The sequence below is a fragment of the Paenibacillus sp. FSL E2-8871 genome, from assembly GCF_038000345.1.
In the GTDB taxonomy this organism is placed as follows: Bacteria; Bacillota; Bacilli; order Paenibacillales; family Paenibacillaceae; genus Paenibacillus_AQ.
Window position 1 is genome coordinate 4,691,673 of the sequence record NZ_JBBOBV010000001.1, and the last position, 23,651, is coordinate 4,715,323.

The 23,651-nt window shown below is 46.5% G+C and carries 22 protein-coding genes; all 22 read left to right on the forward strand.

Annotated features, from left to right (window positions below):
- Window positions 1-74 precede the first annotated feature (74 nt).
- The 22 genes from spoVT (at window position 75) to cysK (ending at window position 23,593) form a co-directional block, all read left to right on the forward strand.
- The gene (gene spoVT, locus NYE25_RS21305) at window positions 75-617 is read left to right on the forward strand and encodes a stage V sporulation protein T (protein WP_076286877.1); all 543 of its coding nucleotides are present in this window, start codon (window positions 75-77) and stop codon (window positions 615-617) included.
- A gap of 148 nt (window positions 618-765) precedes the next feature.
- Window positions 766-2,448 (forward strand): putative polysaccharide biosynthesis protein, encoded by a 1,683-nt coding sequence (locus NYE25_RS21310; RefSeq protein ID WP_341146796.1) that lies wholly within the window; start codon window positions 766-768, stop codon window positions 2,446-2,448.
- A 66-nt stretch (window positions 2,449-2,514) separates the two neighbouring features.
- Window positions 2,515-4,014: a nucleoside triphosphate pyrophosphohydrolase gene (mazG, locus tag NYE25_RS21315; protein WP_042183855.1), complete on the forward strand. Its 1,500-nt coding sequence runs from the start codon at window positions 2,515-2,517 to the stop codon at window positions 4,012-4,014.
- Between the two features lie 287 nt (window positions 4,015-4,301).
- Window positions 4,302-4,574: an HU family DNA-binding protein gene (locus NYE25_RS21320; protein WP_036678778.1), complete on the forward strand. Its 273-nt coding sequence runs from the start codon at window positions 4,302-4,304 to the stop codon at window positions 4,572-4,574.
- Entirely contained in the window at window positions 4,574-4,852 is a 279-nt protein-coding gene (locus NYE25_RS21325) for an RNA-binding S4 domain-containing protein (protein WP_042183857.1), read from the forward strand. Before NYE25_RS21320 ends, NYE25_RS21325 begins: the two co-directional genes overlap by 1 nt.
- Window positions 4,853-4,989: 137 nt before the next feature.
- Window positions 4,990-5,274, forward strand: coding sequence for a sporulation protein YabP (yabP, locus tag NYE25_RS21330; protein WP_042123140.1), 285 nt, complete (start codon window positions 4,990-4,992; stop codon window positions 5,272-5,274).
- Window positions 5,271-5,834, forward strand: a complete 564-nt coding sequence (gene yabQ / locus NYE25_RS21335; RefSeq protein WP_341050961.1) for a spore cortex biosynthesis protein YabQ — start codon at window positions 5,271-5,273, stop codon at window positions 5,832-5,834. The genes yabP and yabQ overlap by 4 nt, the downstream gene beginning before the upstream one ends.
- A gap of 23 nt (window positions 5,835-5,857) precedes the next feature.
- Window positions 5,858-6,193 carry an FtsB family cell division protein gene (locus NYE25_RS21340; protein ID WP_341146797.1) on the forward strand — a complete coding sequence of 112 codons (336 nt, stop codon included), beginning with the start codon at window positions 5,858-5,860 and terminating at the stop codon, window positions 6,191-6,193.
- A 124-nt stretch (window positions 6,194-6,317) separates the two neighbouring features.
- Complete coding sequence (locus tag NYE25_RS21345) at window positions 6,318-6,818, forward strand: S1 domain-containing RNA-binding protein (RefSeq protein ID WP_036678766.1); 501 nt, start codon at window positions 6,318-6,320, stop codon at window positions 6,816-6,818.
- A 343-nt stretch (window positions 6,819-7,161) separates the two neighbouring features.
- Complete coding sequence (spoIIE, locus tag NYE25_RS21350; protein WP_149643863.1) at window positions 7,162-9,669, forward strand: stage II sporulation protein E; 2,508 nt, start codon at window positions 7,162-7,164, stop codon at window positions 9,667-9,669.
- Window positions 9,670-10,209: 540 nt separating this feature from the next.
- On the forward strand, window positions 10,210-10,956 hold the full coding sequence (locus NYE25_RS21355; protein WP_042183866.1) for a VWA domain-containing protein: 747 nt from the start codon (window positions 10,210-10,212) through the stop codon (window positions 10,954-10,956).
- A complete protein-coding gene (locus tag NYE25_RS21360; protein ID WP_042193073.1) occupies window positions 10,946-11,884 on the forward strand; it encodes a serine/threonine protein kinase in 939 nt (312 codons plus the stop codon). The genes NYE25_RS21355 and NYE25_RS21360 overlap by 11 nt, the downstream gene beginning before the upstream one ends.
- 36 nt (window positions 11,885-11,920) lie before the next feature.
- Complete coding sequence (tilS, locus tag NYE25_RS21365) at window positions 11,921-13,363, forward strand: tRNA lysidine(34) synthetase TilS (RefSeq protein ID WP_341050960.1); 1,443 nt, start codon at window positions 11,921-11,923, stop codon at window positions 13,361-13,363.
- Between the two features lie 46 nt (window positions 13,364-13,409).
- Window positions 13,410-13,949 carry a hypoxanthine phosphoribosyltransferase gene (gene hpt / locus NYE25_RS21370; protein ID WP_042183870.1) on the forward strand — a complete coding sequence of 180 codons (540 nt, stop codon included), beginning with the start codon at window positions 13,410-13,412 and terminating at the stop codon, window positions 13,947-13,949.
- A gap of 109 nt (window positions 13,950-14,058) precedes the next feature.
- Window positions 14,059-16,113, forward strand: coding sequence for an ATP-dependent zinc metalloprotease FtsH (ftsH, locus tag NYE25_RS21375; protein ID WP_149643860.1), 2,055 nt, complete (start codon window positions 14,059-14,061; stop codon window positions 16,111-16,113).
- 258 nt (window positions 16,114-16,371) lie between these two features.
- Complete coding sequence (gene nadA, locus NYE25_RS21380; RefSeq protein WP_042183878.1) at window positions 16,372-17,310, forward strand: quinolinate synthase NadA; 939 nt, start codon at window positions 16,372-16,374, stop codon at window positions 17,308-17,310.
- A gap of 39 nt (window positions 17,311-17,349) precedes the next feature.
- Window positions 17,350-18,966, forward strand: coding sequence for an L-aspartate oxidase (gene nadB / locus NYE25_RS21385; RefSeq protein WP_076286871.1), 1,617 nt, complete (start codon window positions 17,350-17,352; stop codon window positions 18,964-18,966).
- Window positions 18,956-19,831, forward strand: coding sequence for a carboxylating nicotinate-nucleotide diphosphorylase (gene nadC, locus NYE25_RS21390; RefSeq protein WP_042183890.1), 876 nt, complete (start codon window positions 18,956-18,958; stop codon window positions 19,829-19,831). Before nadB ends, nadC begins: the two co-directional genes overlap by 11 nt.
- Entirely contained in the window at window positions 19,828-20,595 is a 768-nt protein-coding gene (locus NYE25_RS21395; RefSeq protein ID WP_042183892.1) for a type III pantothenate kinase, read from the forward strand. The genes nadC and NYE25_RS21395 overlap by 4 nt, the downstream gene beginning before the upstream one ends.
- A gap of 47 nt (window positions 20,596-20,642) precedes the next feature.
- Entirely contained in the window at window positions 20,643-21,527 is an 885-nt protein-coding gene (hslO, locus tag NYE25_RS21400) for an Hsp33 family molecular chaperone HslO (RefSeq protein ID WP_042183894.1), read from the forward strand.
- 8 nt (window positions 21,528-21,535) lie between these two features.
- Complete coding sequence (locus NYE25_RS21405) at window positions 21,536-22,480, forward strand: peptidylprolyl isomerase (protein WP_149643859.1); 945 nt, start codon at window positions 21,536-21,538, stop codon at window positions 22,478-22,480.
- Window positions 22,481-22,654: 174 nt separating this feature from the next.
- Window positions 22,655-23,593 (forward strand): cysteine synthase A, encoded by a 939-nt coding sequence (cysK, locus tag NYE25_RS21410; protein ID WP_042123166.1) that lies wholly within the window; start codon window positions 22,655-22,657, stop codon window positions 23,591-23,593.
- Window positions 23,594-23,651 lie beyond the last annotated feature (58 nt).

Genomic DNA, 23,651 nt, shown 5'->3' on the forward strand with positions numbered 1-23,651 from the left:
ATCACTGGGATTATCCTTTCCCATAATGGACAGTAGTAAGACCATACTTCTTAAGAAAGCGGGGCACATGTGAAATGAAAGCTACTGGAATTGTTCGGCGTATTGATGATCTCGGACGAGTGGTTATTCCCAAAGAAATTAGACGTACTCTACGGATTAGAGAAGGCGACCCACTGGAAATTTTCGTCGATCGGGACGGTGAAGTCATACTCAAGAAATATTCCCCGATTGGCGAGCTTGGTGACTTTGCAAAAGAGTACGCGGAGTCCTTGTTCGAAGGTACTGGGCATATTACGATGATTGCTGATCGTGATACCTTTATTGCACTGGCTGGTGGCTCCAAGAAAGACTATTTGGAAAAACAAGTAGGAATTCTTTTGGAGAAGGTCATGGATAGTCGTAAGACTGTACTGGAAACCAACGAAGGCAGTTATGAAATCGCTAAAGATCATCCGGATTTGGTGTCCTCATATGTAGCCTCACCGATCATTTCCGGTGGAGATCCTATAGGTTGTGTAGTGATGGTAAGTAAGGATGATTCAGTGAAAATGTCGTCAATGGAAGTGAAAATGGCCGAAACCGCCGCCGCATTCCTTGGCAAGCAAATGGAGCAATAACCGTAATGTAGACCCCGCTTTCCTTTTGGTAAGATATACAAAGGGCAAACGGGGTTTTGTCGTTCTTACAAAACCGTTTCTACTTGTGGGTATACATACGTTATAATATAGAAATTCATCCCATTAAAGTTGTAGAAGCAGGTACTTTATGAAATCTAACACACAAACATCACGGTTGCTGCAAGGGGCATTTATTCTAAGTGCAGCGGCGATTATTTCAAAGCTTATAGGTACACTCCAAAAAATCCCGCTGCAAAATCTAGGCGGAGATGCGGTATTTGGTATATACAACACGGTTTATCCTTTATACACGATGTTGTTGACGGTAGCGATGCTGGGTCTGCCAGCGGCCATATCCAAATTTGTCGCTGAAGCCTCTGCAGGAAGGCAGGATGACGAGGGTCAGCGGATTCTGCGGTTATCTGCGGTTATAACAGCCATAAGCGGTTTGGTTATCGGAGCAATCACCTATGCAGGTGCACCGATTATAGCTGGGTGGGTCGGCAACTCGCATGTGATGCCCGCTTTGCGGGCAAGTGCGTGGGGGCTTGCGGTTGTTCCAATCATGTCAGCTCTTCGGGGTTACTTTCAGGGTCTTCATAATATGGTTCCGACGGCTGTGTCACAAATTGTAGAGCAGTCCGTACGTGTTACTGTAATGATTGTACTGCTCTTATACCTGACCTCACTGGGTGCAGGCGCTGAGAGCATTGCTGCTGGCGCATTACTCGGATCAGCCGGGGGAGGGGCAGCGGGGCTTGTGATCATGCTGCTATTTTTGCGACGTCATCGGCGGGTGTTAAGACAAGGGGCCCCTTTAGATGCTTCCGCTTCTGTCGAAAGTCAGGATTTAAAGCTGCCCAATGCAGATAATGAGGGGCGTTCAAATCAACGGATTATGGGCGTTAAAGCAGGGGCCTTGCTGGCTTATGGAATTCCCGTGATGCTTGGCGCGCTCGCAATGCCTCTTGTCGGTCTTGTAGATGTATTCACTGTACCTCGCTTGCTATCCTCTGTAGGAAGCGAAGTAGAGGCAATGACACAGTTTGGTGTATACAATCGTGGTTTGCCACTAGTGCAGATTGTAACGATGATTGCCACTTCTTTGTCTGTCGTGTTCATACCAGCCTTAGCAGAGGCGAAGTACAAGGGAGACATGAAGCTGATCGAGAACCGTTGCAGCTTGTCGCTGCGTTGGTTCTGGCTGCTAGGGCTGGCAGCGTCAGCGGGCCTTGCAGTGCTTGCTGAGCCGATTAATATGGCTCTTTACGGCGACACCGCCGGTAGCAGCACTATGACTTGGCTGGCCTTAACCGCTGTTGGCGGTACGGTCAGCATCATCTCGGCTGCACTCCTGCAGGGCCTCGGCTACGTGCGCGCCCCGGCCCTGCACCTTTTGGCCGCCGCGCTGCTCAAGGCGGCCCTGAACCTGCTGCTGGTTCCGCAGCAGGGCATTACCGGCGCAGCCATCGCTGGCGTGGCCGCGCATTCGTTCGCAGCAGCGCTCAACGTGCTGCTGCTGTACCGCCAGGGCCATCTGCGGCTTCGCCTCGCAGATGCCCTGGCACGGCCCGCGCTGCTCACAGCGGGCCTGGCTCTTGCCGCCGCAGCCACCAGCTGGGGCGTGGACGCTGCGGCTACGGCCGCTGGCATCGGCGGCGGGCGCACTGCCAGCTTGGCGCAGAGCCTGCTCGGGGTGCTCGCAGGCTGCGCTGTCTTTGCCGTAGGGGCTATAGTCCTTCGGCTCCTTAGCGAGAGCGAGCTTCGCCAGCTTCCAGGCTTCGGCCCGTCCCTGGCGGACAAGCTGAAGAAGTTGCGCTTATTCCCTTAATCAACGTTTACATCACAATTTAAAAATGCGGTCTGCTGAGACAGCCGCTTAAGAGGAGGAACAGACATGAGTGCAACATTAACGGTCGTCGGTCTGGGTTCAGGCAACCCTGATCGATTGACGCTAGGAATTATAAAGAAGCTGAAGGCAGCATCCGTTGTCTATGTCCGCACAAAAGAGCATCCAGTCATGGCTGCCCTCTCCGAGCTTGAAATAACTTCACAGTCCTTTGATGGATTGTATGAATCTTTATCCTCGTTTCCAGAGGTGTATGCAGCGATTACTTCAAAACTGATTGAAGAGGCTCAAGCAGCAGCAGACGGTACAGATATTGTTTACGCGGTTCCGGGTCATCCTATGGTTGCGGAATCAGCGGTTTCGCAGCTGCGCGAGCGGTGTCCTGAGGAAGGCATTGAACTGCAAATATTGGGTGGGGAGAGCTTTCTCGACGAGGCGTTTGTTCGACTGGGGTTTGACCCCATTGAAGGGTTTCAGTTACTAGATGCTTCAGGCATTCGCAGTGCTCAGCTTCAGCCTGAACTACATACTCTGATTGGTCAGGTGTACGATAGCTTTACAGCCTCGGAGACAAAATTATGTTTGATGGAGCTGTACCCGCCTGAATATGAAGTTGTTGTGGGGCATGCACTTGGTGTCGAGAACGAAGAAAGTATTGTAAGAGTCCCACTGTACGAACTGGATCGACTCGACGGTTATGGCAACCTGTCGTTAGTTTATGTACCTGCGAATCGTGACGAGAATCTAAGAAATCGTACCTTTGCCCGTCTGCATGAGATTGTCGATATTCTTCGAAGCCCGGAAGGTTGTCCATGGGATCGGGAGCAGACACATGAATCCCTGCGCAAAAATTTAATCGAAGAAACCTATGAAGTCCTTGAAACGATTGATGAGGATGACCCCGATCATATGAAAGAGGAGCTGGGCGACCTTTTGCTGCAAATTATGCTTCACTCTCAAATGGAGGAGGAGCTTGGTACGTTCAACGTGTATGACGTCATTGAAGGGCTGAATGATAAGCTTATCTTCCGTCACCCTCACGTATTTGGGGATACCAATGCGAATGATGCCGAAGAAGCGCTGAAGAACTGGGAAGGCATGAAAGCAGAAGAGAAGCGGCGTAAAGGTGTGAAGCCAGAGGAATTATCCGTTCTTAGTGGTGTTCCGCGTGACCTGCCTGCTCTTATGAAGGCATACAAGCTTCAGAAAAAAGCATCCAAGGTGGGCTTTGACTGGGACAACGCTACGGATTGCATAGCCAAGATTCGTGAGGAGATCGATGAGCTGCAGGAGGCGATTGACACAGATGCGGCGACAGATGATCAAATTCTGGAACTTGGGGATTTGTTGTTTGCAGTTACGAATGTCGCTCGTTTTATCGGTGCAGATCCGGAAGAGGCATTAACCCGGACTAACCGCAAATTTGTGCGCCGGTTTCAATATATTGAGCAAAGCTTGCAGCGCAAGGGAACGAGCGTAAAGGATAGTAGTTTGGAAGAGATGGAAGAACTGTGGCAAGAGGCTAAGGCTGAGGAGCGAAAAGTCTAGTAATTCACAGCCCCTTTATGGTATATGGACTCAAAAATGGGGCAATGCTGTGGATGTAGCTTTTATTTTCTGATTTAGAATGTGGCCAGTAGTTTAATAGTGCTATAGAATAGATTCTGCGACGATTTCTGAGAAATAACTGCTTCTTTTTTAAAAAAACGACGAATCGTGGCAGGATTTTAAGGTGACATCAAGAATAACATAAAGACGAAATGCGATTCGCCCCATATTATGGTGGTGATTCTCGTTTCATTTATTTTTTCGTATCCTAGGAGGAACTTTAAATTATGAACAAGACAGATTTGGTAAACAACATTTCCGAGAAAAACGGATTGGCAAAAAAAGATGTAGAAGCAGTATTGAACGGATTCTTGGGTGAGATTACAGAAGCTTTGGCAAAAGGTGATAAAGTCCAACTGATCGGTTTCGGAACTTTTGAAACTCGCAAACGTGCAGGACGCACTGGTCGCAACCCGCAAACGGGCACAACGATTGAAATTCCAGAATCGACTGTACCGGCTTTCAAAGCTGGTAACAAGCTTAAAGAAGCCGTTAACTAATGCGTCTTGACAAATTCCTGAAAGTGTCCCGTTTAATTAAGCGCCGAACAGTGGCCAAGGATGTGTCCGAACAAGGCCGGGTACTGATTAACGGGCGGGAATCTAAACCTAGTAGTGCAGTTAAGATCGGTGACGAGATTACTGTACAATTTGGACAAAAGCTTGTAACGGTCAAAGTAGAAAAGCTGGTCGAAACGACTCGCAAGGACGAGGCCGCTGGTATGTATACTCTAGTTCGGGAAGAGCCTGTTGCCAAAAGCAGCGGACTGGACTGGTAAGAGTAATAGAAGAAGGCATAACTTTACATTTTGTAGAGTTGTGCCTTCTTTTTGTTTCTATTATTTTTAGTGGGACGGGATGTTCTATAACTTCTGCCTCTGCCATAGATTAGAGGTAAGAAGGAGGGGTACATGCTATGATCGAGCCAGGAAAGGTAAACAAACAGCATGATCTGCACATGCGCAGTCGGAAGCAGCTGGAGTTGACGGGCGTGCAAAATGTGGAGAGCTTCGACAGCGAGGAATTTTTGCTTCGTACAGAACTCGGCCATCTCACCATTCGCGGGAATCATTTACATATCAAAAATTTAAGTCTGGAGAACGGAATGTTGTCCCTAGAGGGCAATGTACATTCCCTGATTTATCTCGATCCCGGATCGCAGGGCAAAAATAAAGGTCTGCTCGGTAAGCTATTTAAATGAATCCTGCAGTCCAGTGGGTGACGCTGTTCTACATGATCATGGCCGGGCTGGCAATGGGACTGGCCTATGACAGCTACCGGGTGCTGTCGCTGAAGTTCAATTTTCCCAAATGGCTGAATGCCATGCTAGATCTACTGTATTGGCTTTGGGCCGCCTTGCTCGTTTTTCGTATGCTGTATGCCGGAAATCAAGGACAATTGCGGTTTTATGTCTTTCTAGGTTTGTTTCTAGGAGTATGGATCTATTTTTTAATCTTCAGTGTTACGGTGCGGCGTTTTGTGTTAAGGTTAATTCAATCGGTTCAGTATATGTGCAGGTTGCTGTGGAGACTTGTGGAGATCCTGATAGGTACACCTCTTCGCTGGCTTTGGCGATTTATTTTAGGGCTGCTAAAGCTACTAGGTCGTATTCTGCGGTTCATCTTTAAGCTTCTGCTGCGTCTGACCAAACCAATTTGGGTATTACCTGTTAGGTGGATCTCTCCACAGTTATCGCGGCTGACACATAGCCCCTGGATTGTGAAGATCACTGAATGGATTACCAAATGGCGGAAACGCTGACCTTGAATTAGGGGGTACGTTGCATGAACAGATTTACTGCGGAAGAGGAAAGTAATCATAGCAAAAATTCGGCCGCAGGCGCGAAGAGAAGAAGATTTATGTGGATTGTCTTTGTGGCAGTATTTTTTGGTTGGGCGGGTTATACTTACTTCGCTCAAAGTGCGGTCATTGCGGACAAGGGTGAGGAACTTGCAAAGAAACAGGAGACTAGTGAGGATGTCATGGCATCTTTAACTCAATTAAAATATGAATTATCCAGACTTAATGATGACGAGTATATTGGCCAATTAGCACGTAAATGGTACAATATCTATCCTCAAGGGGAAACTCCTATTCGAACAGAGCAATCAGAGCAATAATAGCGGCGAAAAGAGGCTTTTACTCTGTTGCCTTGCTTTGCTCTTTACTGTATAATCAAATCACCGCAGACAGGATGACCTTAATATTCGTCTGTATATTTTTAAGGGAGGATCATTTTATTCTATGGCAATTGAAGTGGGCACCAAGTTAGAAGGCAAAGTGACAGGCATCACGCATTTCGGAGCATTTGTGGATCTGTCAGGAGGTGTCACAGGTCTCGTTCACATCTCGGAAATCGCCGATAATTATGTCAAGGATGTTAACGATCATCTGAAGATTAGTGATGTAGTAACAGTCAAGGTGATCAACGTCGATAAGGACGGCAAGATCGGACTTTCCATTAAGCAGGCTGTTGACAAGCCAGCATCGGAAGTACGTCCGCCTAGAGCTCCAAGACCAGAACGTCCTAGCGGCGGAGACCGTTTCGGCGGTGGCGGCGGCAGTGGTGGAGGCGGCGGTGGATTCAATCGTGAACGGGGTGGGCGTCCATTTAAGCCTGCAGCCGGTAAACCTTCATTCGAGGATAAAATGTCGCGATTCCTGAAAGACAGCGAAGAACGGATATCTTCGATTAAGAAGAACACAGAAGGAAAGCGCGGAGGCCGTGGAGCTAAACGCGTATAATCCAATACCTGTACATCATAAATAACCGCAGGGGCATTTCGCCCTTGCGGTTTTTTTGTCATGTCATATAAAATTGCCGACAGCATCCATGTCATTCTCACATAACTCTAGGGCAATCGCTGACGAATAACCGCCGCGTCAGCGCGTGAAATTACGTTGTAAACAATCTTGAAACCAATCAACCTACCGTCCCGCAAGGGATAGAACCGCTTTTTTACAGATCATGAATGAAGGCTTTTTTGTCGGAAATTTCTTGTGTGTGTCCCTCCATTTCTGACAAACTTTCTCAATTGCCCGGTTATATAATGAGAACCATAAATTCTTAAACGGGTGGTGTAGGGGAATGAGTAAAAGCAACGTGGTAAATTTGCCAGAGTGGACAAGAGTGGGAAGTGAAGATAAGAAGCAGAGACAAGCATTGCGCACGCGTATTACAGCTTGGGGTCAGAAGCAGCGGTATGTTCAGCTAATAGCAGCGAAGAAATGGATGCTATTGCTCAGTTTCATGGGGTTTCTGCTGGGTAGAGCCATGATTCTGGACGAACTATCCCCTTTTGCTGTCGCATACTTTGCCGTCATTGTGTTTATGCGTCGCGACTCTATTCTACCTGTAGCTGCAGCCATTATAGCTGGAAGTCTCTTTACTCCATTCCCTGGAGCTTTGGTTACTACTGCTGAGCTGATTATTTTCTTTTTAGTTTATAAAGGCTTGGAAAGTTATGAACGAATAGATTTATCCTATGCACCACTTATGGTGTTCGTGTCTTCGTTTATGGTTGGCTTGTTCCAGATTGTTATTGGACCTTCTCTTTCTTGGTATCCGCTTATGATGACAACACTAGATGCTTTACTAGGTTTTGTGCTTACACTGGTGTTCATTCAAGCGCTGCCTTTACTAACCTATAAGCAAAAGAGTAGAGCGCTCAGGAACGAGGAGATTCTGTGCCTTATTATATTACTTGCCTCAGTAATGACGGGTCTTGTGGGCTGGACCCTTAATGGTTTGTCTTTGGAGCATATATTGTCACGATATTTGATTCTACTCTTCGCCATGGCAGGGGGGGCTCCTCTTGGGGCTGCTGTTGGGGTGGTGACCGGATTGATTCTCAGTTTGGCGGATATTAGTGCTATCTATCAGATGAGCCTGCTTGCTTTTTCTGGAATGCTAGCGGGAATGATGCAGGGTGGTCGAAAAGGTGCAGTATCTATCGGGATGTTGCTAGGATCCACGATCCTTTCCGTCTATTTTACGGGTCCGGGTGATATGATGGCCTCAACATGGGAAACCTGCGTAGCGGTAGTGCTATTTCTTATAACGCCTAAGGCGATGATATCTGCCATTGCTAAATATGTTCCTGGCACGTCAGATCATAGCCGATCTCAACACGAATATGCGCGAAGGGTCAGGGATTTAACGGCAGAACGGGTGACGCAATTCTCACAGGTATTCCAGCAGCTGTCGAGCAGCTTTGGGCAGATTCCACGTGCCGGAGAAGTAGGGAAGTCAGACCGTGAGATGGAGGATTTCATGAGTACGGTGACAGAGGGGGCCTGTGCAGGATGCATTCGGCGTTCCCACTGCTGGGATGCAAAATTCTATCAGACGTATAGATATATGACAGATATGATGACTACTGTTGAGGAATGCCCTGATATTACGGCAGCTCAGCTGCCTCCGGAATGGAGCCGGATTTGCGGTAAAACGGGTGAAGTACTTGAAGTCATGAAAGGACAATATGATCTTTACCAACATGATATGCGATGGAAAAGACAAATATACGATAGTCGTCAATTTGTTGCCGAGCAGTTATCGGGCGTGTCACAGGTTATGGAGGACCTGGCGCGTGAAATAAAACGTGAGGGACAGGCTATGTATCGTCAGGAAGCTCAAATCCGTGAGACATTGGAGAAATTAGGGCTGTCTATTCATAGTATCGAAATCCTAAGTTTAGATCCTGGGCGTGTTGAAATAGAGGTGGTGCATGCCTATACTCGTGGTTTTGATGAATGCCGTAAAATGATCGCTCCGCTCCTTTCCGACATACTAGATGAGAATATTGCTGTCATGAGCGAGACGGCAGTCCATCCTCGGGAAGGATTGTCGATGGTTACCTTCGGTTCAGCCAAAGCCTTTGAGATAAACACAGGAGTGGCCGTTGTTTCTAAAGGAGGAGATATGTTATCTGGCGATAGCTTCAGTACCGTAGAGCTTGGAAACGGCACCTTTGCAGTATCCATTAGCGATGGAATGGGAAATGGTGAGCGAGCGAGAATGGAGAGTAGTGCCGCCCTCGGTATGTTAGAAAAGCTACTGCAATCCGGTATGGATGAGAAGCTGGCTGTAAAGTCGGTAAACTCTATTCTCTTATTACGTTCTCCTGACGAGTTCTACGCTACCGTTGACATGGCTTTGATCGATCAGTATTCCGCACAGACAACTTTTATGAAGATTGCTTCCGCACCGAGCTTTATCCGGAGGGGTAGTGAGGTCATTCCAATAACCTCTAGCAATCTGCCTATAGGAATCATTAAAGATATCGATGTGGATCTGATCAGCATGCAGCTTCGGGCCGGTGATATTTTGATTATGATGACGGATGGTATTTATGATGCGCCAGGATATGCCGTTAATAAGGAGATATGGATGAAACGGTTGATCCAAGAGCTTGAGGGGGATGATCCTCAAGATTTGGCGGATAGCTTGTTAGATAAGGTAATTCGTTATCAGGGCAATGAGATCCATGATGACATGACGATTGTTGTAAGTCGTGTAGATCATTTCCACCCAGAGTGGTCCAGCCTGCATATGCCTGGTGTTGGCCGAATGGAGCGTCCGCGTACGGTGAGTTAGGAATTTTCTCGGTTTAGGCTTAAGTTTTATGTTTGGTACGCGCGAAGCGCCGTATTGCTTGTGTGTTTAAGCACGCACGAAGTGTCGTGTTGCCTATATATTTGCAGTGCGCGCAATGCGCCGTGCTGCTATAGGAGGTTTAAGTACGCGCGAAGCGTCGTGCGTGCTTGGAAGTCGGGGCGAGTCTGTGATGTGTAACTCGCCGGCCTCTACCATTTACGTTTCAAAGGTTCGCTGACTTTGGAGCGTAATTTTTTAAATCTAAACTGTTTACTAGTGAAGGTACGGAACGGAGAGAAAGTTTGGAGCTGTAGAAGCGGAGCGTTCGCCTTTATTATTTGATTTCAACCGCAGAGGGCGGTTTTAATAGAGAAATCAAATAATAACAGCGATCGAAAGCCCAAACATTTCTCGCAGTTCCCCTATTCACTATCCCCGTAGTTCAGATCACAAATTTCCCCAACAAAAGCGACCGTTTGAAATCTCTCATTTCTGGATATGCTAGAAACAGAGGTTCAAACAAAGGGGGAGTTGAGGGTTATGAAGCAAATTATGCTCATTACTGACGGTTGTTCGAATGTAGGAGAAAGTCCGGTGTTGGCAGCGGCGCATGCCCTGCAGGAGGGAATCACCGTAAATGTGGTTGGTGTAGTTGATTATGGTACGATCGGCGAGCTCGGAAGCCGGGAGATTGCCGACATTGCCAAGGCCGGGGGAGGCCTTAGCCGAATAGTCGGAACGCCACAACTGGCGCAGACGATTCAGATGATGACACGCAAGACCGTGGTTCAGACGATCCAGCAGGCGGTTAATAAAGAGGTAAAAAAGATACTAGGCGATGGCTCATTGGATCAGTTACCTCCTGTTCAACGTTCACAGGTTGTTACAGTTGTAGATGAACTGACAGAAACAACACCGCTGCGCATTGCACTTCTTATCGATGCCAGTGCTAGTATGAAACCTAAACTGGGTGCTGTGGAAGATGCTATCCGCGATTTGGCGCTCAGTTTGGAAGCACGGGAAGGTAAGAGTGAGATTGCTGTGTTCCATTATCCTGGAAATAACAGCAGCGAAGATGCCAAGCTTGATCTAGATTGGACCCATGACATGTCAGGTATTCGTACGTTATTCTCTAAATTACACATGAGAGGCGCGACACCGACGGGTCCAGCTATTTTCAAGGTGCTTGAACATTATCGTTATGATACACTGGATGAACATCGTGGACGCCGACTAAGTGATGACCACGACGAAAGAGAAGGGATGATTGGTGGGTATGTCGTCTAATCCGTCCTATCCTACTGGTACCTTAATTAACGGCAAATGGCGGGGTAACCGTTATGTCGTTGAGCGGATGCTGGGAAGGGGCGCGAACGGAACCGTATATCTTGTGCAAAGAGAAGGCAGACGGGAAAGGTACGCGCTAAAAATCGGATACGATACACTTGAACTTCAATCGGAGATCAATGTACTAACCTCGCTGCAATCACGGCGAAAGCGGAATGAACATCGTGCTCGTCGTGAGAATCCATTGTCTTCTTATTTTTTGGAAGCGGATGATTTTGCGAATGGGGATAATGTCCCCTTTTATGTAATGAGGTATGTTGAAGGCAAACCTCTGCATCATTTTTTATCGAAAAACGGTCCCGACTGGTTAGGCTTGGTAGGGCTTGGTCTGCTTGATAAGCTGCGCACGCTGCATGAATGCGGTTTTGTGTTCGGGGATTTGAAGCCGGAAAACGTCATGGTATCAAAGTACGGCGAAGTGGAGCTGATCGACTTTGGGGGCACAAGTCCTATTGGTCGCAGTGTGAAGCAGTTTACCGAATGGCATGACCGTGGCTTTTGGAATGCAGGCAGCCGCACGAGTGATGAGGGTTATGATCTATTCGCTTTTGCTGTACTGTGCCTCCGTCTTTTGAATGAAGAGGGGCTCAAGAAAGCTGCGCTACAGCTGCCGCAGACAAGAAGTGTAGATGAGCTGTTTAAGCTGGCTAGAAATCTACCCGACAAGAAACTATCCTCTTGGATTTGTTTGGCGTTAAAAGGAGGTTTCACCGGTTCCGCAGATGCTACAGAGCTCTGGCGAAGCCATATTTACAATTCGCGTAGAAAGCGTCCTGATAGTATGGACACACCTCGCTGGCTCAAAAATGCTTTTGGGTTATCCTTGTTTGTGCTTGCCTTTACAATTTATTGGGTATTTCGGTTTTGAACTTATACATATAGTTAGAGAAAAGGGGGGCCGCATATGGAGCAAATGAATGGACTGGTGGAGTCAGTATTGGAGTCAGCAGCCGAGCACGAGCTGTGGGCGCCCCATGACACCATTGTAGTCGCAGTTTCCGGCGGCCCGGATTCTGTGGCTCTTTTGCATGTTTTGCATGAAATAGCAGTAAACGTTATGCCACTTACCTTAATATGCGCTCATGTGAATCACGGATTTAGAGCGGAGTCTAAGGAAGAGGCAGAGCTAGTACGTGGTATGGCTGAACAGTTGGGACTGCCCTTTGAGTTGGCAGAATTCGATATTCCCTCTTTGGCTAAAGAGAGTGGACTCGGTCCTGAGGGGACAGCACGCGAGAAGCGATACGAATTTCTGATTGATACCGCACACCGTTATGGGGCGCGCTCCGTTGCTCTGGCTCATCATGCGGATGATCAGGCAGAAACGGTGATTATGCGTCTATTGCGAGGAAGCGGTTTATCGGGGCTGTCCGGTATCAAGTGGAAAAGAACAGAAAAAAAGGTGGAACTCATTCGTCCATTCCTACGTATTAACAAAACGGCTCTTCTTGGGTTATGTCAGAATGAAGGTTTCACCTATGCCGAGGATGCAACTAATCTGCTGACGAAATACAAGCGGAATGCTGTTCGATTGGAAGTTCTTCCTTTTCTGGAAAGGTATAACGGCAGAGTGAGACAGTCACTTGTGCAGCTTGCGGAAATTGCAGGAGCTGAGGATGAATATATGGAGGCATCTGCGGTAAAATGCTTTGAGGAGCTGGTTTCGGAAGGGGAAGGGAAATATACCTTTAACAGAGCTTCATTTGCGGCCATACCCTCCGCTTTACAACGGCGTTTGATTAAACTAATATTAAATTATCTGTCGGCGGATCTATCTGCCCTTGATTTCTCCAAGATTGAATCTGTACGTCGGGGAACGCTGCAGAGCTATCCCACCACCTGGAGTTTGGATTTAGGTGGAGGCCTGACTTGTGTGCGGCAATATGATATCATCTTGTTCTCGTCCAAGCCCGCGCAGCAACAGGCAAGCTATACATATCGTCTGTTTTTACCGGATTCCGAGCTTAAGCTGGAGGAAATAGGTAAGGTGATGTCGATGGCGGTGCTGGAGAGAGAAAACTTTTTTGTACAGGGGGAGGATTATGGGAAGATGTCGGCTTGGTTTGACCGTGATGAACTGGTCTTTCCACTAACGATACGTTCCCGATTGCCTGGAGATACCATAAGAGTCATGGGATTAAACGGAAGCAAAAAGGTAAAAGATATTTATATTGATGATAAAATACCTGCTGCTGAACGCTCAATGATCCCCCTCGTTTGTGATGGTTTGGGCAATATCGTCTGGATTCCGGGCGTAAGACGCTCGATGCATGCCGCAGTAGGGCGGCAAACGACCTCGATACTTCTATTGTCTCTAGCAGAGCTGGATGACCGTGAAGAAACGTAATGGTCGATGTAAGTCTTTCATAGTATAACTTAGGAGGTTTCGCAAGTTGCAAAATGATATTCAAGAAGTCTTGATCACCGAAGAGGAACTTCAGCAGAAAATTAAGGAGCTCGGTCGAACACTGAGCGAAGAATACGCAGGACGTACCCCTTTAGTCATTTGTGTACTAAAAGGCGCGTTTATATTTATGGCAGATCTGGTTAAAGCCATTACAGTACCTGTTGAGATGGATTTCATGGCAGTATCTAGCTATGGAGCATCCACCAAGTCCTCTGGTGTTGTCAAAATTATTAAGGATTTAGATGTATCGGTAGAAGGCCGCGATATCTTGATCGTTGAAGATATTATTGACAGTGGCCTTACGCTCAGCTATTTGATTGAGCTACTCCGCAACCGCAATGCTGCTTCTATCAATGTGGTTACCTTGTTTGATAAGCCCTCAGGTCGTACGGTTAATCTGGAAGCCAGCTATACAGGCTTCGTGTTGCCAGACGAATTTGTAGTAGGCTACGGATTGGATTATGCCGAGCGGTATCGGAACCTCCCATATGTTGGAGTACTGAAGCCTGAGATTTATTCCAATTGAACTATTGATTGCCTTGATCATACGGATCGGGCACCCTTGGCTTCCTTTATTTGAGGTGTCCCAAGAGGCTATGGTACAATAACTTGAGTGTTGCGAGAGGAGGTAGGGGATGAATCGGTTCATCCGGAATTCTGGTTTTTATTTGATTTTATTTTTAGTCGTGGTGGGTATTGTCCAGTTTGTGAGCAATGGAAATGAAGCCGCCGATTTCCCTAGATACGACGAGTTACGGCAGGAGATCAAGAGCAACAATGTGAAGGATTTGACGGTTCAGTTTGAGGGTAATGCCTTTTTAGTTACAGGCGAATATAGAGAGTTGCCTGCCGATACTAAATCGAAAAGCTTCTCCACATATATTCCTCCAACAGATGCTGCTATTAATGAACTGATTCAAGCTAGTGATGTTAATGGGATTGAATTAACTCAGAAGAAAATGGAAGGTACCAGCATTTGGCTGACATTCCTTTCTTCTATTATCCCGCTAGTCATTATGTTCATCTTGTTCTTCTTCCTGTTTAACCAGGCGCAAGGTGGCGGCGGTAAAGTCATGAATTTCGGCAAGAGCAAGGCTCGGTTATATAATGAAGAGAAGAAGAAAATCAGCTTCGAGGATGTTGCAGGGGCAGACGAAGAGAAGCAAGAGCTTGTCGAAGTCGTTGAGTTCTTGAAAGATCCGCGCAAATTTGCAGCTGTCGGTGCACGTATCCCTAAAGGCGTACTGCTTGTAGGCCCTCCGGGAACAGGTAAAACATTGCTTGCACGTGCAGTAGCAGGTGAAGCCGGTGTTCCTTTCTTTAGTATTTCTGGTTCCGATTTTGTAGAAATGTTCGTGGGTGTCGGTGCTTCTCGGGTACGTGATTTGTTCGAGAACGCTAAGAAGAACGCGCCATGTATTATCTTCATTGATGAAATTGATGCTGTGGGTCGTCAACGCGGCGCCGGACTCGGCGGCGGACATGACGAGCGCGAGCAGACACTTAACCAATTGCTGGTTGAGATGGATGGATTCGGTGGTAACGAAGGCATTATTATTGTTGCGGCAACTAACCGCGCTGATATACTTGATCCTGCATTACTTCGTCCAGGACGTTTTGACCGTCAAATTACGGTTGACCGCCCTGACGTAAAAGGCCGTGAAGCTGTACTTAAGGTTCATGCCCGTAACAAGCCGCTTACGAAAGATGTAAGACTGGATGTTGTCGCTAAACGCACAACTGGATTCACGGGTGCTGATCTAGAGAATCTGCTAAATGAAGCAGCATTGCTAGCTGCACGTCGTAACCGCAAAGATATTTCCATGATTGAAGTGGATGAAGCCATTGACCGTGTTATCGTGGGTACTGAGAAACGTAGTCGGGTTATCAGTGACCGTGAGAAACGCATTGTTGCTTACCATGAAGCAGGCCATACTATAGCTGGTTATTTCCTTGAGCATGCTGATATGGTGCATAAAGTTACAATTATCCCACGCGGACGTGCCGGCGGATATGTTATTATGCTTCCGAAGGAAGATCGGATGATCGTTACCAAGCAGGAGCTTTTGGATAAGGTTACTGGATTACTTGGTGGACGTGTTGCCGAAGAATTGTTTATTGGTGAGATCGGTACGGGCGCATACAGTGACTTCCAACAGGCTACGCGCATCGTGCGTGCCATGATCATGGAGTACGGTATGAGCGATAAGCTTGGACCTATGCAGTTCGGCTCTTCTCAAGGCCAAGTATTCTTGGGTCGTGATATTGGGCATGAACAGAATTATAGTGATTCCATTGCTTATGAGATTGATCAAGAAATGCAGAACTTTATTACTTCGAGCTACGAACGTTGTAAAGAACTGTTGCTCAAACACTCTAAAGAAATGCACTTGATTGCCAATACGTTACTTGAGAAGGAAACACTTGAGCTTGATCAGATTAAAGAGCTGATTGAACAAGGATTCCTTTCTGAAGATGGTAAGGCTGAGGGTGGCGAAGGCGTTGCGCTTGAAGTTGGCGAACCTGTCATTGATAATATCGGTGATGTGCGTGTCCGCATTCAAGGCAAGTCTGAAGATACTGATTCCACGCCTCCGAACCTATCAAAGGAAATCCCGAACAAACCTGAATCTGAGGGTAATGACGGATCTGATGATGACAATAAAGGCGGCGGAACTAGCCTTACCTAAGCAGGATCACTATTCATAAGATGTAAATTAATCCGGTGAGCGTAATTGCTCTCCGGATTTTTTATTTTAATTTTTAGGTAATTTCATGCTTGGAAGCCTGTCTAGTCACATTGACAGGGGCTGGAACGTTGTGTACATTAGTGATTAATATTACTTACTATTAACATCAGCTTATTCATTTTTTCGGATGATGGCTCATGCCATTTGATAACATCGCACCGGCGTAAAGCCGCGAAGATTTAAGGGGGAGAACAATCGGTGGAAGCTCTGGCACTTGAGCGTAAGCAGGAACAGAATCGAGAACTTCGTATACGTCTTGAACAGCTTAAGAAGGAAAGAAACGCAATCATTTTAGCTCATTATTATCAACGTGATGAAATTCAGGAGGTTGCTGATTTCCGGGGAGACTCTTTTTTACTCGCTCAGAAGGCTGCAGAGACTGATGCAGAGGTTATCGTATTCTGCGGTGTTCATTTCATGGGGGAAAGTGCTAAAATTCTGGCTCCAAACAAAACCGTCCTTATTCCTGATGAACGTGCAGGCTGCCCAATGGCTGATATGGTTAATGTAGACGGTTTGCGTAAGCTTAAAGCGCAACATCCAAATGCTAAAGTGGTGACTTATATCAACTCGTCTGCAGAGATTAAAGCGGAAACTGATATCTGTTGTACCTCTGCCAATGCCGTGAAAGTAATCGAATCCCTCGATGCTGAAGAAATTATCTGGGTACCCGATAAGAATCTTGGTCAATACGTACAAGATCAGACCGGCAAAAAACTGATTATCTGGGAAGGCTATTGCAACACTCATGATATGTTGACTGTTAAAGATGTAGTAGAAATGAGAGCGAAGTACCCAGAAGCAGAATTTGTAGTTCATCCAGAATGTCGTCCGGAAGTAGTGGCCATGGGTGATTATGTAGGTAGTACTACATCCATTCTCGAGTATTGCCGGAAATCTGACCGTAAGCAATTTATCGTTGGAACTGAGGATGGTACAGGATATCAGCTTCGTAAAGATAGTCCGGATAAAGAATTCCATTTTGCTACAAAATTTCTTGTTTGTCCTAATATGAAAGTTAACAATCTAAAAAAACTGGTGAAATGCCTGGAGACGATGAAGCCACAAATCTATGTACCGCCTGCTGTCGCCGACAAAGCCAGAACTTCCCTAGAGCGCATGCTACAAGTCCGGTAGTATGCGCTACTCTTTCGTTGAAACAGGTGAAACGCGGTCATGATTCCACAATATTTGGTTGATTTTGATCTTCGGGATATTCCTAAAGTAAAGACAGATTGTATTGTTATCGGTTCAGGGATTGCCGGATTGTTCACGGCTATTAAAGCTAGTGAAGATCGGCGTGTCATTATGATCACAAAGAAATCAGTAATGGAGAGTAATACTCGCTATGCACAGGGGGGGATCGCAGCTGTAATAGCTGAGGACGATTCCCCTGCTTACCACCGGCAGGATACATTAATGGCGGGAGCAGGTCTTTGCTCATCCACAGCTGTCGATGCACTTGTTAATGAAGGACCAGATAGAGTTCATGAGCTAATTCGTTTAGGTACTCTTTTTGATAAGGAAGATGGGGTACTGGCTTTGACGCAGGAAGGAGCGCATAGTCACCGTCGTATTTTGCATGCTAATGGAGATGCTACAGGTTATGAGATTGTTCGTGCCTTGGCTGAACAGGTAGCTGAACATGAGAACATTGAGGTGTGGGATGATCATTATGTCATTGATCTCATCACTGAAGGTGGAGAATGTGTAGGCGCATTGTTGCAGCGTCCCGGCGGCGGACGGTTATTCCTGCAAGGGGATGCGACTATTTTGTGCTCTGGTGGAGCAGGACAATTATTTAGATACACTACCAACCCTGAAGTAGCTACAGGCGACGGGGTAGCCATTGCTTATCGTGCCGGGGCTCATATACGAGATATGGAATTTATTCAATTTCATCCTACAGCATTGAGTTATCCTGGAGCTCCTAGATTCCTAATCTCCGAAGCAGTCCGTGGGGAAGGAGCGGTATTGCGCAATATTAATGGAGAGCGGTTCATGGAACGATATCATGAGTTGCTTGAGCTAGCCCCACGAGATATTGTAGCTCGGGCTATTGTAAGTGAAATGGAGCTTACAAAGTCAACGTTTGTCTATTTGGATATTACGCATGAATCCCCAGAAATGGTGAAGCATCGTTTCCCTACAATACATGAGACCTGTATGGGCTATGGACTGGATATTACAAGTGATTGGATTCCAGTGGCTCCAGCTGCGCATTATATGATGGGGGGCATTAAGACCGATCTAAATGGGGAGAGTACGATTCCTCGCTTGTTTGCTTGCGGGGAGGTTTCTTCCACAGGCGTACATGGGGCTAATCGATTAGCAAGCAATTCATTATCAGAAGCAGTTGTTTTTGGACATCGTATTATTGAGCGGATTCGCCAATTATCTCCGCTTGGACGTGATGTTACATCAGTTAGTAGCAACGAAGGGCGTGTTGATTCGCCAACTCAAGCTATTGTGGAACGCCGTTTGAAGCTACAAAAGGTAATGGTTCGATATGCTGGATTACGACGTAATGAAGAGACCTTGTCTAAGGGAATAGAAGAATTGAAACGGCAGCTACCCATCTTTGGATCCGTATTGACTAAACGTGAGGAATACGAGTTCGCTAATATGCTGACCTGCTGTTTGCTCGTGACAGAGTCTGCTCTAGCACGGGAAGAGAGTCGCGGGGCACATTACCGTGAGGATTACCCGCAGCGAAGTGATGATCAGTGGCGCAAGCACCTGCTTCAAATTCGCGATCTGGGAATAGTGGAGGAATTAAGCGATGATGTTTAATGGTTACAATGAAGAACTAGTACAATCCATTAAGGCTTGGCTGCGGGAAGATGTAGGTTCCGGTGATGTAACAACACAAATGACAATACCTGTTGGCCATGAATCTAAAGGGATTATTCATGCTAAAGAAGATGGCGTAATTTGTGGTATCCCGATTGCAGAGTTGGTTTTTGAAATTGTTGATCCTACGCTTAGCTTTACAGCCCTTGTAGAAGAAGGTCAAGCAGTGACAAAAGGGACTGTAATTATTGAGGTAGAGGGAAGCACACATGCAATTCTTACGGGTGAACGGCTTGCACTCAACTTGATGCAGCGTCTTTCCGGTGTAGCATCACGTACGTCATCTTTCGTACAGGTGCTCGATGGATTACCGACTCGTCTAGTAGATACACGTAAGACTACACCAGGACATCGTATGCTGGAAAAATATGCAGTTCGTGTTGGTGGAGGCTTTAATCATCGCTTTGGTCTATATGATGCGGTTATGATCAAGGACAATCATATCAAAGGTGCAGGTGGTATTAGGCAGGCAGTAGGTCGTGCGCGGAAGAACATTCCACATACGATGAGCATTGAAGTAGAGACTGAGAACTTAGAGCAAGTCGAAGAGGCGCTGGCAGCAGGTGCTGATATTATTATGCTTGATAATATGTCTAACGAGATGATGAAGCAAGCGGTGGCTAGGATTAAAGCTAAAGCTCCACATGTCAAGACAGAGGCCTCCGGCAATGTATCGTTAGAAACGGTTCGTGGGATCGCAGAAACAGGTGTGGATGTGATTTCTGTAGGACGCCTTACGTACTCCTTTTCCAGTCTGGATATTAGTCTAGACCTTAATGCCAAGAAGGAAGGGTCCTCATCATGATGCTTGCTGTCGATGTCGGTAATACCAATATTGTTCTCGGTGTATACAGAAAGCGCGAATTGTTACATCATTTTCGGCTAAGTACTGCGCGCCAATCCACCGTGGACGAATATGGAGTGCTGATACACAATCTTTTTCAGATGTCAGGGATCTCTGTTAAAGATGTGGAAGGTGTAATTATATCCTCGGTAGTTCCACCTCTGGTTAAGACTATCGTGGATATGTGTATAAAGTATATAGGCAAAGATCCGTTACTCGTAGGACCAGGGATAAAAACGGGACTTAATCTTCGCTATGAGAATCCGCGTGAGATTGGCGCAGACCGGATTGTTAATGCTGTGGCTGCGATTGAACAATATAAATGTCCGCTTGTTGTTGTTGATTTTGGTACGGCTACGACCTTCGACTGTATCGATGCAGGGGCTAATTATCTTGGAGGAGCGATTGTTCCGGGTCTTGTTATTTCTACAGAGGCCTTATACCAGCGGGCGTCGAAACTGCCACGAATTGAGTTGGAGAAGCCTAAAAAGGTTATCGGACGTAATACAGTTCACGCTATGCAGGCTGGTATTATTTTTGGGTATGCAGGCCAAGTCGAGGGGATTGTAAAGCGTATCAAAATCGAGATGAACGCTCCGGAACTGAAGGTTATTTCTACTGGAGGCCTCGCTTCGCTAATTGCGGGGGAGACGGATTGTATCGACGAAGTAAATCCTATGTTAACACTAGAAGGATTACGAATTATTTATGACCGTAACCAATAAAGATAAAGAAGCCTAAAGGGCGAAGAGATAGGAGGGCTATGCACCCAATGGAAAAAAAGAAGGATCGACTTATCCGTGGAACGGCTATGAATGGTAAAGTGAGAGCGTTTGCTGTCCGCACAACAGAATTGGTCGAGGAATTGCGGCGCAGACATGATACGTATCCAACGGCTACAGCCGCACTTGGACGTACAGTTACCGCTGCAGCCATGATGGGCGCTATGCTCAAAGGAAGAGAGAAGCTATGTATCATGGTCAAAGGGGATGGACCGATCGGGCAAATCGTTGCGGAGTCCAATGCGTTGGGAGAAGTGTGCGGTTATGTACACCATCCTCACATTCACTTACCTAGCAATAGTATGGGCAAATTGGATGTTGCTGGAGCCGTAGGAACTGAAGGGTTCATTGATATTATAAAGGATTTAGGTTTGAAGGAACCTTATCGAGGTAGTATTCCTATCATCTCCGGAGAACTTGCGGAAGATTTCACTTATTATTTCGCTGTTTCTGAACAAACCCCAGCTGCAGTTGGATTAGGTGTATTAGTGGATACCGATGAGTCAGTGATTGTAGCCGGAGGGTTTATCGTGCAGCTTCTTCCAGGACTGACGGATGCGGAGATTACGGAGATCGAAAAAGCTCTAGGGGCTATGCCTTCCGTGACAACACTTCTTGATCAGGGTCTAGAGCCAGAAGAAATGCTGCGTTTTCTTTTGCCGGATGCGGTAGTTATGGATGAACTGGATATTAACTTTGCTTGTCAATGTTCGCGTGAGCGGGTAGAGCAGACATTGGTTAGCTTAGGGCAAGATGAACTGGAGAGATTAATTGCAGAAGATGAGCAGGCTGAAGTTGTATGTCATTTTTGTAACGAGGCTTATGTTTTTAATAAGGACGAATTACAGGTCATTTTAGAACAAGCGAAATCGTAGGGCATGGGATGATGACGAGACAGGAACGTGCACTTCGCAATACGGTTGTTATTCTGGCTGTTGCAACTTTAATGCTTGGGGGCCTATTGTTCTGGAGCTTACGCGCCATGGCTCTTCTAAAAGGGGATACAACAGAAAACGAAACACCGGATGCAGCGACTGCAGGCGGACAACCGATAACAGATAAGCAGTGGATGGATGAGCTCAAAAAAAAGCATGGCCACGAAGTGCTGGTTGGAATGATCAATCATATTGTTGTGGAGATGGAAGCAAAGGCTCTGGGGATTACCGTGACCGACGATGAGGTTGAGCAAGAACTTGCACGAACTATGGTTGGATACGGATCGGAAGAACAGTATTATGCACAAATGCAGTCTCAGCTGGGATTATCTCGTCAGGAAGTGTTCGCAGAAACGGCTTATCGTCTGACCTTACAAGCAATAGCCACTGATGGTATTACGATTAAGGAAGCTGATATCGATACTTATTTAGACCAAAATACGGAGCGTTTCACTCCCAAAAGGGAATTGGAACTCTCCATGATTAAGGTTTCATCTTATGATGAAGGCGAGCAAGTAATGGATCGCTTGGAGCAGGGTGAGAATTTTGCTGATTTAGCTAGGGAAGTTTCCATTGATGCAGAGAGTCGGCAGCAAGGAGGCCGTTTGGGCAAAGTAGAGGAAGACGATCCTTTTTGGCCTGAGGGACTGCTTAAGACCGCTGCTAGTTTGGATGAGGGTGATATAGCGGGGCCGATTCAGGCGGAGGACGACTTCGCTATCATTCGACTAGAGAGTATTCACACACAAAATATTCCTGATCAAAAGGAAATTCGAGCGCTGATACGTCAAGAGCTGGCGTTGGAGCAAGCACCCCCTTTACAACAAGTGGAGAGTGATTTGCGCACGAAATATGATGTGGCAATAAATATTGACAACAGCCTGCAAGATTGATAATATGATATTAACGTAAAACCTACCGTTTTAGTCGGAAATAACTAACGGTGGTCCAATATCTATACCCCTTTATAGCAGTTATTATTGCATAATAGGGACACACATACAGAAGAGTAAAGTCACAATTTACGTTCTTATATCGCATTTATCATTCTAAGGAGGTTTTTGCTCATGGCTAAAGTCGTTAACAACGTAACAGAATTGATCGGAGGTACTCCGCTCGTTCGTTTGAATCGTCTGGCACAGGAAGGCTCCGCAGATATTTATTTGAAATTGGAATATCAGAATCCGGGATCAAGCGTAAAAGACCGTATCGCAATCAGCATCGTTGAAGAAGCTGAACGTGAAGGTCTACTGAAACCTGGAGGTACAATTGTAGAAGCAACCAGTGGTAACACTGGTATTGGCTTGGCACTTGTGGCTGCGGCTAAAGGTTATAAGGCAGTTATCGTAATGCCGGAAACCATGAGCTTGGAACGCCGTAATCTACTTCGTGCATACGGAGCAGAATTGGTTCTGACTCCAGGATCGGAAGGCATGAATGGTGCGGTTAAGAAAGCGGAAGAAATTCTGAAAGAGAACCCAAGCTATTTCCCATCGGAGCAATTCAAGAATAAAGCGAACGTGAAGATCCACCGTGAGACCACTGGACCTGAAATCGTTGAAGCTATTGAGTCTATCGGAGGCCCACTGGATGCTTTTATTGCAGGTATCGGAACAGGTGGAACGATCACGGGTGCAGGTGAAGTGCTGAAGAGCAAATATCCTGACGTGAAGATCTATGCTGTGGAGCCTGCTGCTTCTCCAATCTTGGCAGGAGGCAAACCAGGCCCTCACAAAATTCAGGGTATCGGAGCAAACTTCATTCCTGAAATCCTGAACCAGGACATTTATGATGAGATCATCCATGTTGAGAACGATGAAGCATTCGAAACTGCACGCCGTGTAGCTAAAGAAGAAGGCGTCTTGTCTGGCATTTCTTCCGGTGCAGCAGTATTTGCAGCACTTAAGGTTGCTAAAGACCTCGGTCCTGGCAAGAAGGTAGTTGTCATCATCCCAAGTAATGGTGAACGTTACCTGAGTACACCACTTTACAATTTCGAAGCGTAATTGTTTGCAATAACGTAATTTATAAGAGTCTTCATACCACTTTTCTGGTGGTGATGGA